We start from the raw sequence: 15,142 nt of genomic DNA on the forward strand, positions 1-15,142 counted from the left end.
TAACGAAAGTTTCACTTTACCCCTCTCATTGCTCCACAATAAAAAGCGTAGAGCGATGACTCTACACTTTTTGTTTTCACTATTGTACCACGTTCCCTGTGAAGAAGAAATCTTTCATCAATGGAAAATATTCATAAAAGAAATTGTAGCCAATTGCCGGTAGAATTCCGAGTAATACAGTTGCAATTAAACAAAAACTAATGACGACTTTCAAATTGATCGGTAAGTGTACCGGATCTTCTTCACTACTCTTTCGAAAGAACATTTGCTGCAAAATACGGAAATAATATACAAACGAGATAACCGTTGTGCCCATCATGACTGATGCCAGCACGTAATGGGCTGGACTAGCAGTGAAGGCACTTAAGAAAATATTAACCTTTCCGATAAAACCAGCTGTTCCTGGAATTCCTGCCAAAGACAGAATGAAAATGGTCATCGCTGCAGAGGCAAACGGAGAGCGTTTGTATAAACCAGAGAAAATTGTGAAATTTTCCTTTCCGCTTTGTAAGATTAATCCGTGGATGACTGCAAAAGCTCCTATATTCATTAACAGGTATGCCAACATATAAAACCACATACTATCCATTGTAAATGGTGATAACGCTACAAGCGGAACGAGTAAATATCCAGCGTGCGCTATGCCAGAATAGGCGAATAGGCGCTTTACGCTGTATTGCTTGAGTGCCACGACATTACCAATGATCATTGTAATAATAGCGAGCACGGCAATATATACGCTCATGTTAGCAAATACTGTTTGCTCACTTCCATGAACAGGTATAGCGCCGAATACCATAAGGAACAATCTTATCATCATAATAAAACCGGCGATTTTAGAAATTGTCCCGAGGAAAGTTGTAACAGGTGTCACGGCCCCTTCATATACGTCTGGTGCCCACATATGAAACGGCACCGTCGCAATTTTAAAGGACAGCCCAACAAACAGAAGCAAGAAAGCAAGCGATAACAAAAGTTGAATGCTGCCATCCACACCTTGCATGAGAACTTCCTGCATACCAATAATATTAGTAGCCCCCGTAATGCCGTATAAGTAACTCATTCCAAAGAGCGTAATAGCCGTCCCAATTCCGCCATTAATAACATATTTCATCGCCGCTTCATTCGAAGCACGATTTGTCTTTCGAATCCCAACTAAAATGTACGAAGACAGTGATAACAACTCTAGGCCAATAAAGAGCGTAATAAAGTCGACGCTAGACGCCATAAACATCGCCCCGAGAACTGCCATTAAAAATAAATAATAGTATTCCCCTTTATCTTGAATCGGCTCTTTTTTATCATCGCTCATCGCCATACATAAAACGAGGATGGCTCCAATTAATAGTAACGTTTTAAACCCTTTTGAAAATCCATCTAGTACAAACGAACCACTTAAAATGTCTCCAGCCGGTTCACCATACAATGTAATTAATGCGATTAGCGATAGCACTGCCGCTCCAATCGCCCCAAGCCCTAAATACTTACGATCAAACTTTAGAAATAAGTCAAGAAGCGAGAGAAGGATGGCCGCTCCAAGAATGATGAACTCCGGTACCATTAAATGCCAAGATAAGCTAAGTAATGTATTCATATCCATCCTACCTCACCCCCAATATTTTTACTGTGTATTGCAACGGCGTTCCTAACAGTTCTGGCATAATACCAATTGCAAGAATACAAGTGAGCAAGAGTACAATCGGAACGTATTCCCAGCCGCGGACATCCGGCCTCGCTGCCAATTCCTTCTTTCCAAATGTCACTTGAAGCGTAGCCCTTAGGACATATACCGCTGTTAAAATGATGCCAAGCGCACCGATCGCCGCGAGCATTGGCTTCCCTTGAAATAGTCCGAGGAATGCAAGAAACTCACTAACAAACCCAGACATGCCCGGAAGGCCAAGCGAAGCCATGCTTCCTGCTAATAAGAAACCACTTAACACAGGAACTTGTTTTGCAAGGCCACCAAGCTTCGTAATGTCAGACGTGCCAAAACGCCCCTCAATCATGCCGAGCAAGCAAAATAGTAGCGCTGCAATTAAACCGTGAGATACGACTTGAAATAGCGCTCCCTTCATACCGGCTGCATTCAGTGCCCCAAGTCCCATTAAAACGATTCCCATATGCGAAATACTGGAATAAGCGAGTACCTTTCGAAAATCTGTTTGAATGATCGCTAGAAAAGCACCGTATAGCAAGTTGATTACCCCTAAAATCGCCAGTAGCATCGCAAAGTCTTGAAACTGCTCCGGGAATAGCCCCTTCCCAAAGCGAACGATGCCGTATGCTCCAATCTTGAGCAGAACACCCGCATGGAGCATCACCGCAGCAGGATGGGCCTCGACATGCACATTCACCATCCAGCGATGCAAAGGGAATACCGGTAGCTTAATAGCAAAGGCTATCATAAGTGCAATGAATAAACCGAGCTGCAATGAACTTGAAATATCGCCCAGAAGCGCCGTGTCCACCCCAGTCAAAATATCTTTTAAATCTGCAATATTTGTTGTACCCGTTTTTGCAAAGAGGATAGAGAAAACAATGAGTAAAATCGCTGATCCAATTCCGTTATAAATCAAATAACTATAGGCAGCTTTTTCACTGTTCAATTTCCCCCACTTTCCAATAAGCAAAAACATCGGTGGTAATGTAATTTCAAAGAAGACAAAGAATAGAAGTAAATTTTCTGCTGCAAAGACACCGAGCATCCCAATTTCAAGTGTTAACAAAAGCATGTAAAAACCTTTTATATTTTTTTGAATGGAAAAGGCAGTAATCGCCGCAAGTGTTGCTAAAAGCGCCGTGAGTATCATCATCACAAGCGAAAAGCCATCGATACCAAGCTCATAGTAAATAGAAAACAACTTTTCATCTACGCCCGGAAAATGTCCGAATTGAATCCATTTCACCTTTTCAGCAAACATCGTTAAGCTCTTTCCGGAAGCATATGTACTAGCCAGAACAATCGCGATGCCAAGCGGAAGAATTGTTCCGAACAAACCGAGGACTCGCACTGCACGCACTTCCGTTTTCGGTGTTAACGTAAGTAAGAGAATCCCTAGAAGCGGGGAGAAAATGAAGAATGATAATAATAATGCATTCATTGCCAATACCCCCCCGTATATAACAGAATGACAACTAATGTCGCCACGGAAACAGCCACTGCGGTTCCGTATACTTGTACGTTTCCGTTTTGAAGTTTAGAACCAACAATGCTTGCCCCTCTCACAATACCTCTGATTAACTGGGCGATTCCTTCCACAATATAGACCTCACATAAGTGAAGCACATAAGCGATTCCTTTTACGAGCGGGAGCACAGTCACACTATACAGTTCATCTACATAATATTTTTCCTTAAGGAGGCTATATAGGACTGTTTCTTTTCCGCCATCCCGATCTCTAGAAATAGATCGTTTCCCATAGATAAGATATGCCGCGAGAATGCCCGCAAACGAAACGAGTGTCGCAACAATCATAATCCACACCGGACCATGACTTTGCTCTACTTGGAACGGGACATTCTTTGTAAGCCAGTCCCCAAGAAACGTGCCAAACCAAGGCGTATTGATATACCCTGCCAAAACTGCAAGAATACCAAGGACAATCATCGGAAATGTCATGACGCGCGGAGATTCATGCACATCCTCTTCTTTCTTCGCCTCTCCTGTAAAAACGAGAAAGTATAACCGGAACATGTAAAACGCCGTTAAAAATGCTGCGAGAACCGCAAGGACAAACAAAACATAATTGCCGTGCATCCACGTCGCCGCCAAAATTTCATCCTTACTAAAAAAACCTGAGAAGAGCGGGACACCACTAATTGCTAGCGTGCCGATTAAGAAGAGTAGCCCCGTCACTTTCATTTTCTTCTGCAATCCGCCCATTTCATTAATGTTTTGCGTATGCACCGCATGAATGACGCTTCCTGCCGCTAAGAAAAGCAATGCTTTAAAGAAAGCATGTGTCGTTAAATGAAAGACTCCAGCAACGTATCCTGCCGAGCCAAGCGCGAGCATCATATAGCCGAGCTGGCTCACTGTTGAATATGCGAGGACTCTTTTTATATCCGTTTGTACGAGGCCAATGGACGCAGCAAAGATTGCAGTAAAGGCGCCAACAACCGCGACTGTTTGCATCGCTGCAGGACTTGCAGAGAATAGCGGAAACATCGTTGCCACTAAGTACACACCTGCTGCAACCATCGTTGCCGCGTGAATGAGCGCAGATACAGGCGTTGGCCCTTCCATCGCATCCGGTAGCCACGTATGAAGCGGAAACTGACCTGATTTCCCCATGGCACCAATAAAGATCAAGATTGCCGTGAGCGTTATCATAGTAGGTGATATGTCTCCCATTTTCATCGCTTTAAAGATTACTTCATATTCAAAGCTACCAGCCTGCCAGAAGAGTAAAATCATCCCGATAAATAAACCTACATCTCCAATACGCGTCATAATAAATGCTTTTTTCGCAGCAGCCTTCGCTTCCTCTTTAAAGAAATAGAAACCAATTAGTAAAAACGAGCCCAGTCCAACTAATTCCCAAAATATATAAAGCTGTAGTAAATTCGTCGAGATAACAAGCCCGAGCATCGCAAATGTAAAGAGCCCTAAATACGCATAAAATACGGGCAACCTCTCATCACCATGCATATACCCTTTTGAATACACATGTACAAGGAAGCTAACGAGTGTCACAATAAAAAGCATCAAAGCATTTAATGCGTTAATCTCAAAACCAAACGAAAGATCCACATCACCAATTCGGAGCCATAACCACTGATGCTTTACTGTTTCTGATGAAAACCGTTCTATTAATACAGTCACCGCACCCACAAAGGAAAGAAATGTGAGAAAGATACCAAGTAAGCTGCTTCCTTCTCTCAATTTTTCCCCAAACATAACGAGCAAAAAAAACGAGGTAAGCGGGAAAAGCGGTATGAGCCATGCATAATCGATCATTGTTTCCTTCCCCCTTTTCGGTCACAATGCTAACCCTTAAGCGAATCCATTTCATCTACGTTAACTGTTGCATGTTTACGATATAACGCAATTAATATTGCAAGTCCAACTGCTGCTTCAGCTGCGGCAACAGACATCGTAAACAGCGAAAAGATTTGTCCTGTTAAGTTCAGAAAAAAACCTAATTTACTAAAGGCGACTAGGTTTAAATTCGCCGCATTTAACATCAGTTCAATACAAACTAAAACAATGACCGTATTCCGCTTTGTTAAAGCCCCGAATAAACCAATGCAAAACAGAATAATGGCAAGAGCTAAGTAGGCGGAAGTTGGAACACTACTCATTGGAATCCCCCTCTTTCTCATCCTTCTTCGCAAGTACAATTGCCCCAACAAGTGCAACAAGTAAAATAACCGACGTTAATTCAAATGGAATGACATATTTCGAATATAAGAGTGTACCAATTTGAAGTGTGTTTTGTTCATGAAGTGGTACACTTCCTTGTACACTTCGATTTGTAAAATCTATATTATTAACAGCGAAATACATCACCCCGCCAAACACTACTACTGCGAAGAAAATGAGCCATTTACGAAAACTAAAACTAGATTCATTTTCAGCGTCATGTTTCGTTAACATAATGCCAAAAATCATAATAATCGTAATCGCCCCGGAATAAATTAAGATTTGCGCTACTCCAACAAACTCTGCCGATAATAGAAAATACAATCCCGCAATGCTAAGAAACGTAAACACAAGAGCGAGCATCATATGCATGACTTTCGTTAAGTTCAGCATAAGAATACCACCGATAATTGCCGTTAAGGATAGTAAAAAAAACGCTATCAACTCGCCGTTCATGCTTTATTCTCCTTTCTGACGTTCTCATCATTTTCATCTAGCCACTGCAAATTTTTAAACAAATCATCACGCGTATACTCCGCTAGCTCAAAATTGTTTGTCATAACGATTGCCTCTGTTGGACAAACCTCTGTACATAAATCGCACAGAATACAAATTTCAAAGTTAATATCGTACGTATCAATGATTTTTCCTTTTTTCGCCGGATCCGGATGCTTCTTCCCTGTTAGTTGAATACAGTCAGTTGGGCAGATGTTGGCACATTGGTTACAAACAATACACTTTTCTGGATAAAATTTTTGAATCCCTCGAAAGCGATCTGGTAGTGGCAATGGTTGATTGGGATAATCGTACGTTACTTTTTTCTTACTTAAGTTGCTAAGCGTATACTTTAATCCTTTAAATAGTCCTTTCATATCTTAGTGGCACCCCCCTCATGGATTAGAAGAACAACTCCTTAATCAATGCCGTTAAGAAAATATTCGCAAGTGCGATTGGCAATAATACCTTCCAGCCAAACTCCATTAATTGATCGCCCCTGATACGTGGAAACGTAACGCGGAACCAAATTAAGAGAAAGACCACCGCGCTAAACTTTAAGGCAAACCATACAGCTCCAGGAATAAAACCAAGGAACATAACTGGATTCCATCCTCCTAGGAAGAGCACCGTAATGAGCGAAGCCATTCCAAAGAAGTATACATATTCAGAAAGCATAAAGAATGCCCAGCGAAACCCCGAATACTCTGTATGATATCCAGAAACAAGTTCCGATTCCGCCTCTGGTAAGTCAAACGGCGTCCGGTTCAACTCTGCAACCGCTGCGATTAAGAAAATTACAAAACCGATTGGCTGTGCGAAAATGTACCAAACCTTCTCCTGCGCCGCTACAATTTCATTTAAATTAAGACTGCCAGCTAATAAGACAACACCAATGACGCTCATTACAAGCGGAATTTCATAGGAAATCATTTGCGCTGCCGCACGCATCCCGCCTAAAAGTGAATATTTATTGTTTGATGCCCATCCCCCGGTCACAACACCAATCGTTGTAATCCCTGATACAGCAATATAGTAAAGAAGCCCGACTCCAATATCTGCAAACTGAAATTTATCCGTAAATGGAATGACTGCAAGCACCATAAAAGCTGGTGCAAATGCAATAACAGGTGCCAATATAAACAGCGGCTTATCTGCGGCTTTCGGAATGCTATCTTCTTTTAATAAAAGCTTTAAAACGTCAGCAACTGTTTGCAGTAAACCGAATCTGCCGCCGACCTGGTTCGGACCAATCCGCCCTTGCATAAATCCCATCACTTTTCGCTCTGCTAAAATCCCATATGTAACAAATCCAAGGACAGCAAATAAAAGAAGCACCGCTAACCCAAAAAAGATGAAAAAATTTGTCCAGCTTGCCGATGACTCTAAGAGCCGCTCTATCATCACCCATCAACCTCCCCAAGCACAATATCAACGCCACCTAAAATCGTAATTAAGTTCGCGATATTTTCGCCCTTCAAAAGCTTCGGTAAAATTTGAAGGTTGTAGAAAGATGGCCTGCGGAACTTTAAGCGATACGGCTCTTTCTTTCCTTCACTAGCAATATAACAGCCAATTTCTCCGCGCGGCGACTCGATCCGGACAAATACCTCGCCCTTTGGTGCCTTAATAATTTTCGGCACTTTCGCCAACACTGACCCTTCTGATGGGAATTGCTCAGCCGCCTGCTCAATAATTTTGAGAGACTCCTCAATCTCCTCCATCCGACAAACGTAACGATCCCAAGCATCCCCCACATTTCCTACCGGAATATCAAAATCAAAGCGATCATAAATAGAGTACGGTTCATCCTTGCGAAGATCCCACTTCACACCTGTGCAGCGTAAATTTGCCCCGCTAAGCGAATAAGAAAGCGCATCTTCCGCGCTATATATTCCAACGCCCTTCACACGATTCAAGAAAATTTCGTTTCCGCTCACAAGGTCGTGATAGCCTTTCAATTGCTCCCTCATATATGGAACAAACTCACGGACCTTTCGGATCCAGCCATCTGGAGCATCCCATTTTACACCGCCCACTCGCATGTAATTAAACGTTAGCCGCGCACCACAGAGTTCATTTAAGAGATTAATAATCATCTCCCTCTCCCGGAATGCATATAGAAACGGACTAACCGCTCCAATATCAAGAAGGTTTGTTCCCCACCAAACGAGGTGACTCGCAACGCGGCCAAGCTCCATTGCAAGTACTCGCAAATATTCTGCACGCTCTGGAATTTCAAGGCCCATCATTGTCTCAACAGCGTGACAAATCACATAGTTATTCGTCATCGCTGATAAATAGTCCATTCGATCTGTATAAGGAATAATTTGTGTATACTGCAAGCTCTCTGCGATTTTCTCTGTTCCACGGTGTAAATACCCAATGACAGGTGTAGCCTCCTTAATAATTTCCCCATCAATTTTAATAACAAGCCTAAATACACCGTGCGTACTCGGGTGCTGCGGTCCTACATTTAAAAGCATTTCTTCTGTACGGATCATAATGCTACACCTCCACATCCAAAGGCTCATAATCTTTTCGAAGCGGATAACCCGCCCAATCATCTGGCATTAAAATACGCGTTAAATTGGGATGACCTTCAAAGACAACACCAAGCAAATCATACGCTTCTCGCTCTGGCCAGTTCGCCCCGTGCCATAGCGGCGCAATCGATGCTACCCGCGGCGCCTCCCTATCTACCTTCACCTTCACTGCTACAGATTGACGCTTTCCATATGAAAACAAATGGACATACACTTCCATATGTGTAACGAAATCCGTCGCATGTAACTCCGACATATAATCAAAGGCAAGTCCTTCATGACACTTTAATAATTCCATCACTTCATAGTAATTCTTCGGCTCAACAACAAGCGTTGGTACATCTTTTGAAAGTTTATTAATATAGTAATCTACTAATGAATGTTCGCCTGTCTTCTCCTTAATAATCTTTACATAAGCATCTAAATATGGCTGATTCGGTGATGGTTCTTCCTGCTCCGGCTCTTCTTCCTTCTTACCCGCAGCACCTTTTGCCTTGGCAGCAGCTGCCGCCTTTGCTTTCGCCACTGCAATTGCCTTTGCCTTTTCATCGTTAGATGGCGCTCCGCCTTCTGTTGCTTTTTGTTTTGCCAACGCGGCTGCCTTTGCTTTTGCTGCTGCCACGGCTTTCGCCTTCGCTTTTGCCCTTTCCTCTTCCGATATCGCTTCGCCTTCTGCTCCTTTCTGCTTCGCTAACGCTGCCGCCTTTGCCTTTGCTGCTGCCGCGGCTTTCGCCTTCGCTTTTGCTTTTTCCTCTTCCGATATCGCTTCGCCTTCTGCTCCTTTCTGCTTTGCTAGCGCTGCCGCTTTTGCCTTTGCTGCTGCGGCTTTCGCCCTTTCCTCTTCCGATATCGCTTCGCCTTCTGCTCCTTTCTGCTTCGCTAACGCTGCCGCCTTTGCCTTTGCTGCTGCCGCGGCTTTCGCCTTCGCTTTTGCTTTTTCCTCTTCCGATATTGCCTCGCCTTCTGCTCCTTTCTGCTTTGCTAGCGCTGCCGCTTTTGCCTTTGCTGCTGCCGCGGCTTTCGCCTTCGCTTTTGCCCTTTCCTCTTCCGATATCGCTTCGCCTTCTGTTGCTTTCTGCTTCGCTAACGCTGCCTCCTTTGCTTTTGCTGCCTCTGCGGCAAGTCGTTTTGCTTCCTCTATATTTATCTCCGCATCTTTTGGTAGCGCTTTCTCTTTTTCTTCTCCTTGTACCTCACTCTTAGACATTTCCACCTCATGCCTAGCAGCAAGCCATTTCCGCGCTTCTTCTTTCGCATGTCTTGCCGCCTCTTTTTTCATGTCCTCTATCTCTTTATTCGGATCGCTCATCTATTCGTCACCTGCTTTCCAGTCTTTGCTTCGTAACGAATCTTCTCTTTTAATTTATTAATCCCATAAATTAAAGCAGCTGGGTTCGGGGGACATCCTGGAATGTACACATCTACCGGTACGATTTGGTCCACCCCTTTCACAACAGCATACGAGTTCACATACGGGCCACCAGCTGTTGCACAAGAACCCATTGCAATAACCCATTTCGGTTCTGGCATTTGATCGTATAAACGACGCACAATTGGTGCCATTTTCTTTGTTACTGTTCCTGAAACAATCATGACATCTGATTGCCTCGGCGATGTCCGGAAAAATGACCCAAACCGGTCTAGATCATAATGCGATGAGCCAACTCCCATCATTTCAATCGCGCAGCATGCAAGTCCAAATGTCATCGGCCATAAAGAATTACTACGCGCCCATCCTTTTATCTGTTCAAGTGTTGTAAAAAAGATATTTCTCTCTAATTCCGCTCGTTCCCCTGGATGTAAATCTTCAAAATTTATAACCATTGTAACACCTTCTTTTTCCAAGCATAGGCCAAACCAATGAGCAACATAATGACAAAGATCAACATTTCAATAAGCGCGAACAAACCAAGCCTGTCATATGCGACAGCCCACGGATATAAAAATACAGTTTCCACATCAAAAATGACAAACAATAATGCAAAAATATAATAACGAGCATGAAAACGAACATTTGCATCATGATAGGGTGCAATTCCGCTTTCGTACGTCGTTGCCTTTGCTGCACTTGGTTTCTGTGGGCGCAGCAGCTTGCCTAATGTAAGAGCCACTACCGGCAGTAATATGCCCAATAGTAAAAAGATGCCAACAATCATATAACTATTTTCATATACATTTGCCACCCTGAAGTCCTCCCCCCTAAATTAAGAACAAGTTCACTTAGTAAACAATATGTCTAACCTACATTATTTATTATTTTTAAATTTTTCTAAATAATGAGACTATTATCTTCATTATAACAAACTTCAAATTCCTATGTCGATATATTGGGAAAAAGAAAAACCAAGTAACATAGGGTGCGATTCCCCTTACATCACTTGGTATACAATCATTCGAACTCATTTCATAAACACTCAAATTCCTCTTTATTTTGAAAAAGCCATTCGTATCGTTCGCTCTCTTGCAAATACAGTGAATCCCTCCGTTGTTGCGAAAGGAATTGAAACGAAAGAACAACTTCAATTCTTGCACAATAACGGCTGTAAATATATGCAAGGCTACCATAAGCCGCTAAGCGGTAAAGAATTTATGGAATTCCTATAAAAAAACCCCTAGCATGTTTATGCTGGGGGCTCATAACTATTTATTTTCTGATATGTACTGATAAAAATGTGCTGTTGTCGTATACATATACGGCATTACCCATAATACTCCGATTATAGTAATCGTACCTAATATCAGCCAACCAATAAAGCTAAGGTATAAAAGGAATAAGTCCATTTTATGTCCTTTCATCATTGCTTTACTTTCCTTCATTGCTCGTAAAACCGGATACTCTGGATGTTCAATTAACACAAAAAATGTCATTGAGTACGAAAAAAACGCCATAATCATAAGAATAATCGTGATGACCATTGAAATAATAAAAATAACTACAAATCCCGAACTATCACCTGGTATTAAGAATGGCAATATCAGCATTACTAAAAACGGTAGCCATATCCCTGAATAAAGAGGAATCAAAATCATCACTCTCATAGTAGCCATCATTCTTTTAAAACCACGAAACCCTTCAAATACAGAATCTATTGTAACATCACCTTTTTTACTTAACTGGAAAACGGTATTATAGTATCCGTATAACGTAATTCCCTGCGAAGAAAAAAGAGCCAATATAAAAATAAAATATAAAAATATAAAAATAATAAGAGTGCCAACCGAAAACATATCCTTATAAAATATATCTGTCACTCCATCTGCAACTCCACCTACTGCAAAAACAAAAAACATAGCAGATATAAAAAATATAAAGTACATCCCAAACATAATAGCAAACGCCATAAGATAATATATAAGTGTTGCCCCAACACTCAATCCCCATCTTCCTCTTAAAGATTCTAGTGCCTCCCGTTTCAGTTCACTAATCACTTTCTCATCTCCTTTTGTTCAATCGAAATAGTAAGTTTCTCTAGGAAGAAACATAATAATTGTACCATTTTTGGAAATATTTTTGGAATACACAAATTTTAGTTCTCCTAAGAATACAGTTGACTTTAAGCTGGAATATTGCTGCCGGAAAATAGCGGGTAAAACAAAAAAAATCCGTAAAGGAATGAACCTTTACGGATTTTTTTATTTCATATCAGAAACGTTCAAACGGTTTACTGCACGCTGCAGCGCCAGTTCTGCACGCTTGAAGTCAACATGTACTTGTTTATCTTGCATACGTTGCTCAGCACGGCGCTTCGCTTCGTTTGCACGATGAATATCGATATGGTTTGCTTCTTCAGCAGATGGTGCTAATACTGTTACTTTATCTGGACGAACTTCGATAAAGCCACCGCTTACTGCTACATAATCAGTGTGACCGCCATTTTTCAAACGAACCGCACTAATTTTCAGCGGTGCAACAGTTGGAATGTGACCTGATAAGATCCCCATTTCCCCACTTTCTGCCTTCACGCTTACCATTTCTACTTCTTTTTCGTAAACCGGTCCATCAGGAGTTACAATACTGACTGGAAATGTCTTCATAATTCGTCCCTCCTAAGGCCTTACGCCATCATTTTCTTCGCGTTTTCAATAACTTCTTCAATACTACCAACAAGACGGAATGCATCTTCTGGAAGGTCATCATATTTTCCTTCTAGAATTTCTTTGAAACCACGAACTGTTTCTTTTACAGGTACGTAAGAACCTTTTTGACCTGTAAATTGCTCCGCTACGTGGAAGTTTTGTGATAAGAAGAACTGAATGCGACGAGCACGTTGTACAACTAACTTATCTTCTTCAGAGATCTCATCCATACCTAAGATAGCGATGATATCTTGAAGCTCTTTATAACGTTGAAGAGTTTGCTGTACTTGACGAGCTACTTCATAATGCTCTTCTCCTACGATTTCTGGAGAAAGTGCACGAGATGTAGATGCTAATGGATCTACCGCTGGGTAAATACCCATTTGTGTTAAACGACGCTCTAAGTTTGTTGTTGCATCTAAGTGAGCGAACGTTGTAGCTGGTGCTGGGTCAGTATAGTCATCGGCTGGTACATATACCGCTTGGATAGACGTGATAGACCCTTTATTTGTAGATGTAATACGTTCTTGTAATTGACCCATTTCTGTTGCAAGTGTTGGCTGATAACCTACCGCAGATGGCATACGACCAAGAAGGGCAGATACTTCAGAACCCGCTTGCGTGAAACGGAAGATGTTATCGATGAACAATAGTACGTCTTGTCCTTGCTCATCACGGAAATGTTCAGCCATTGTTAAACCTGTTAATGCAACACGTTGACGTGCACCAGGTGGCTCGTTCATTTGTCCGAATACCATCGCAGTTTTCTTGATTACGCCAGAATCGCTCATTTCATGGTATAAGTCGTTACCTTCACGAGTACGCTCACCTACACCAGCGAATACAGAGATACCACCGTGCTCTTGTGCGATGTTGTTAATTAATTCCTGAATTAATACTGTTTTACCTACACCGGCACCACCGAATAGACCGATTTTACCACCTTTAATGTAAGGAGCAAGTAAGTCTACTACTTTAATACCAGTTTCAAGAATTTCTACTTTTGTAGATAACTCTTCGAATGCAGGTGCTTGACGGTGAATTGGATCACGGCGTACATCTGCTGGAACCTCACCATCTAAGTCAATTGCATCACCTAATACGTTAAATACACGACCAAGTGTTGCATCACCAACTGGAACAGAAATCGCTTTGCCAGTATCTTCTACTGCAGTACCACGAACAAGTCCGTCTGTGGAAGACATCGCAACTGTACGCACTGTATCATCACCTAAGTGAAGTGCAACTTCTAAAGTTAAGTTAACTGCGTCTTGTTTAATTCTAAGGGCATTGTAGATTTCAGGTAGCTTTCCGCCGTCAAACTTAACGTCTACAACCGGACCCATGATTTGCGTAACGCGCCCTTTATTCATCGGGTTCCCTCCTAGCTTTCTTTAAATTAGCCAGCTTTCTATGAGAGTCGGCTTTCATTTTTTATTAGTATAGCTTGGGCGACTCTTCCAAAAGAGCCGCTTCCGCTTTTTATTAATCTAGCTCCAGCGGTTAGAATGCTCGGTGACTTCGCTTTTTCCTGCGAGGCAAAGAGCGCCTCTACGTCAAAAGCTCCATCCCCCTCCCATTCTGAACGAACCGCTTCCGCCTTATATTACTATTCTAACGCTGCTGCGCCACCAACGATTTCCGTAATCTCTTGCGTAATCGCTGCTTGACGAGCACGGTTGAATGAAAGTGTAAGTGAATCGATAACTTCCATCGCGTTGTCTGTAGCACTTTTCATTGCTGTCATACGCGCTGCGTGTTCACTTGCTTTACCGTCTAGTAATGCACCGTACACTAAGCTTTCTGCGTATTGTGGCAATAACACTTTTAAGATATCTTCTTCAGAAGGTTCAAATTCATAAGCTGTCGTCGGTTTGTCAGATGTCACTTCCGTAAGCGGTAAAATTTTATTTTCCGTTACTTCTTGTGAAATTTTACTTACAAAATGATTGTAGTAAATGTACAGTTCATCATAAGCACCATCTGCGAACATCGCGATTGCTCGAGAAGCAAGGTCTTTAACATCTGTAAATGATGGGTGGTCAGATAATCCAACTACTTCATCAATAATGTTAAAGCCGCGACGTTTTAAATAATCACGTCCTAGTCGTCCAAGCACAATAATTGAATATTGGTTTGAATCCATATTATGACGTTCACGAATTACGTTACTTACTGTACGTAATACGTTACTGTTATAACCACCTGCTAGTCCGCGATCAGATGTAATAACGATGTATCCTGTACGTTTTACAGGACGCGCTGTTAGCATTGGATGATTGATCCCTTTGCTACCTTGCGCAATACTCGCTACTACTTCTTGAATCTTTTCCATATACGGAACGAAAGATTTAGCATTTTGCTCTGCACGACTTAACTTCGATGCAGATACCATCTCCATCGCTTTCGTAATTTGACTCGTTTTCTTAGTCGAGTTAATTTTCGCTTTTATATCGCGTAAAGATGCCACAGGTTTTCACCACCTTTTTTCCGGAAGTTGGCACGATTAGTAAGAATCCTTTTCGTTCATCTTTCTAATCTACATTGCAAGATATTCTTGCTCATGATTGAAGGAAAAGAATAGGTGCACCTACTCTTTTCCTCTACATAACCGTCAGCAATTCTTGTAAGAATTGCCTGTTTATATAATCTAGTT

General features: G+C 41.9%; 16 protein-coding genes. 1 reads left to right on the forward strand and 15 read right to left on the reverse strand.

Going from position 1 to position 15,142, the window contains the following annotated elements; translation table 11 throughout:
* Nucleotides 1-79: 79 nt before the first annotated feature.
* Genes nuoN through ORL93_RS18125 form a run of 11 tightly spaced genes read right to left on the reverse strand, consistent with a single transcriptional unit; the run spans nt 80 to nt 10,592 of the window.
* The gene (nuoN, locus tag ORL93_RS18075) at nt 80-1,594 is read right to left on the reverse strand and encodes an NADH-quinone oxidoreductase subunit NuoN (RefSeq protein ID WP_029427058.1); all 1,515 of its coding nucleotides are present in this window, start codon (nt 1,592-1,594) and stop codon (nt 80-82) included.
* A gap of 7 nt (nt 1,595-1,601) precedes the next feature.
* Complete coding sequence (locus ORL93_RS18080) at nt 1,602-3,104, reverse strand: NADH-quinone oxidoreductase subunit M (RefSeq protein ID WP_033799257.1); 1,503 nt, start codon at nt 3,102-3,104, stop codon at nt 1,602-1,604.
* Complete coding sequence (gene nuoL / locus ORL93_RS18085; RefSeq protein ID WP_098161210.1) at nt 3,101-4,963, reverse strand: NADH-quinone oxidoreductase subunit L; 1,863 nt, start codon at nt 4,961-4,963, stop codon at nt 3,101-3,103. Before nuoL ends, ORL93_RS18080 begins: the two co-directional genes overlap by 4 nt.
* Nucleotides 4,964-4,992: 29 nt before the next feature.
* Nucleotides 4,993-5,307, reverse strand: a complete 315-nt coding sequence (gene nuoK / locus ORL93_RS18090) for an NADH-quinone oxidoreductase subunit NuoK (RefSeq protein WP_265959344.1) — start codon at nt 5,305-5,307, stop codon at nt 4,993-4,995.
* Entirely contained in the window at nt 5,300-5,824 is a 525-nt protein-coding gene (locus ORL93_RS18095; protein ID WP_016112671.1) for an NADH-quinone oxidoreductase subunit J, read from the reverse strand. Before ORL93_RS18095 ends, nuoK begins: the two co-directional genes overlap by 8 nt.
* On the reverse strand, nt 5,821-6,240 hold the full coding sequence (nuoI, locus tag ORL93_RS18100) for an NADH-quinone oxidoreductase subunit NuoI (RefSeq protein WP_003202066.1): 420 nt from the start codon (nt 6,238-6,240) through the stop codon (nt 5,821-5,823). The genes ORL93_RS18095 and nuoI overlap by 4 nt, the downstream gene beginning before the upstream one ends.
* Before the next feature lie 25 nt (nt 6,241-6,265).
* The gene (gene nuoH, locus ORL93_RS18105; protein WP_018764933.1) at nt 6,266-7,267 is read right to left on the reverse strand and encodes an NADH-quinone oxidoreductase subunit NuoH; all 1,002 of its coding nucleotides are present in this window, start codon (nt 7,265-7,267) and stop codon (nt 6,266-6,268) included.
* Nucleotides 7,267-8,367, reverse strand: coding sequence for an NADH-quinone oxidoreductase subunit NuoD (nuoD, locus tag ORL93_RS18110; RefSeq protein ID WP_097795141.1), 1,101 nt, complete (start codon nt 8,365-8,367; stop codon nt 7,267-7,269). The genes nuoH and nuoD overlap by 1 nt, the downstream gene beginning before the upstream one ends.
* A 4-nt stretch (nt 8,368-8,371) precedes the next feature.
* Nucleotides 8,372-9,718 carry an NADH-quinone oxidoreductase subunit C gene (locus tag ORL93_RS18115; RefSeq protein ID WP_265959345.1) on the reverse strand — a complete coding sequence of 449 codons (1,347 nt, stop codon included), beginning with the start codon at nt 9,716-9,718 and terminating at the stop codon, nt 8,372-8,374.
* Nucleotides 9,715-10,233, reverse strand: coding sequence for an NADH-quinone oxidoreductase subunit NuoB (nuoB, locus tag ORL93_RS18120; protein WP_018764931.1), 519 nt, complete (start codon nt 10,231-10,233; stop codon nt 9,715-9,717). Before nuoB ends, ORL93_RS18115 begins: the two co-directional genes overlap by 4 nt.
* Nucleotides 10,224-10,592 (reverse strand): NADH-quinone oxidoreductase subunit A, encoded by a 369-nt coding sequence (locus ORL93_RS18125; RefSeq protein WP_265959346.1) that lies wholly within the window; start codon nt 10,590-10,592, stop codon nt 10,224-10,226. Before ORL93_RS18125 ends, nuoB begins: the two co-directional genes overlap by 10 nt.
* A 133-nt stretch (nt 10,593-10,725) precedes the next feature.
* Between ORL93_RS18125 and ORL93_RS31550 the strand changes: the two genes are divergently transcribed.
* Nucleotides 10,726-11,013, forward strand: coding sequence for an EAL domain-containing protein (locus tag ORL93_RS31550; RefSeq protein WP_097795138.1), 288 nt, complete (start codon nt 10,726-10,728; stop codon nt 11,011-11,013).
* A gap of 36 nt (nt 11,014-11,049) precedes the next feature.
* Here ORL93_RS31550 and ORL93_RS18135 read toward each other — a convergent pair whose 3' ends face one another.
* From ORL93_RS18135 to atpG, 4 genes are all read right to left on the reverse strand, one after another.
* Nucleotides 11,050-11,838 carry a DUF975 family protein gene (locus tag ORL93_RS18135; protein WP_097795137.1) on the reverse strand — a complete coding sequence of 263 codons (789 nt, stop codon included), beginning with the start codon at nt 11,836-11,838 and terminating at the stop codon, nt 11,050-11,052.
* Between the two features lie 204 nt (nt 11,839-12,042).
* Nucleotides 12,043-12,444 (reverse strand): F0F1 ATP synthase subunit epsilon, encoded by a 402-nt coding sequence (atpC, locus tag ORL93_RS18140; protein ID WP_006096652.1) that lies wholly within the window; start codon nt 12,442-12,444, stop codon nt 12,043-12,045.
* Between the two features lie 20 nt (nt 12,445-12,464).
* Entirely contained in the window at nt 12,465-13,859 is a 1,395-nt protein-coding gene (atpD, locus tag ORL93_RS18145) for a F0F1 ATP synthase subunit beta (RefSeq protein WP_006096653.1), read from the reverse strand.
* A 236-nt stretch (nt 13,860-14,095) separates the two neighbouring features.
* A complete protein-coding gene (atpG, locus tag ORL93_RS18150; RefSeq protein WP_003202288.1) occupies nt 14,096-14,956 on the reverse strand; it encodes a F0F1 ATP synthase subunit gamma in 861 nt (286 codons plus the stop codon).
* Nucleotides 14,957-15,142 lie beyond the last annotated feature (186 nt).

It is taken from the genome of Bacillus sp. DHT2 (assembly GCF_026241455.1).
Lineage (GTDB): Bacteria > Bacillota > Bacilli > Bacillales > Bacillaceae_G > Bacillus_A > Bacillus_A pseudomycoides.